The 790-nt window shown below is 42.8% G+C and carries 1 protein-coding gene; it reads left to right on the forward strand.

Annotated features, from left to right (window positions below; translation table 11 throughout):
- Window positions 1–516 (forward strand): 2-oxoadipate dioxygenase/decarboxylase family protein (locus B2575_RS12910; RefSeq protein ID WP_296242525.1); only part of this gene is annotated, 516 nt, incomplete at its 5' end.
- Window positions 517–790 lie beyond the last annotated feature (274 nt).

Genomic DNA, 790 nt, shown 5'->3' on the forward strand with positions numbered 1-790 from the left:
AAGGGCCGCGCGCTTTATGATGAACTACTGGCCGAAGCTCGTCGCCAGCTTGGCGCTACCCCAAATGAGAATAATGCGGCTCAATACAATCAAATTTTGACTGAGATATTTACCGCTTTTCCTGATGATTATCAAACTCTACACGATGAGGGGCTGGCGTATTTTTATTACCAGTTGACGGATAGCACCCTTGATTCTGAGGACGGTCAAGCGTTGTTAGCTGGCAGCTTAAGCACTGATGATTTGAATAAACTGCCTAATGCTAAGTTGACTACTCTGATTAATGACGAGGTGCTTCGCATTGAACCTATCGTTTATGAAGACTTTTTGCCTGTCAGTGCTGCCGGTATCTTTCAATCAAATCTGCAAGAGGCGCAGCCAAGCCAATATGACGGTTACTCAAGCCAACAAAATTTTGAGCGTGATTTGGGCGCAGCTATTCACGATGAGATGGCATTGTATAAAGCGATGCAGGCGCAAAGCCTTGAGCAGTGCCTGTCTAGTGTCAGTATCTAGTACAAATTATGCTAGAAATGTCTAGCGTATAGCCGACTTATTAGCACGTCATTCCAAAAAGGAATGACTGCAAGAAATTTATTATTTTGCAACTTAGTAGGTAGCAGGGTAATTTTATAAGTCAGTCAAGGACGTAGTAAACCATTATACCAATATGCAAGGGATTGATTATGATTAAGCAATATATGTCTGCAATGGGCGTAGAAGAAGCACACTATCAAAATGGCGACTTTGAAGTCACCACCCCAATTGATGGCTCAGTCATCGGTAAAGT

The organism is Psychrobacter sp. UBA6739 (genome assembly GCF_002453835.1).
Taxonomy (GTDB): Bacteria; Pseudomonadota; Gammaproteobacteria; order Pseudomonadales; family Moraxellaceae; genus Psychrobacter; species Psychrobacter immobilis_A.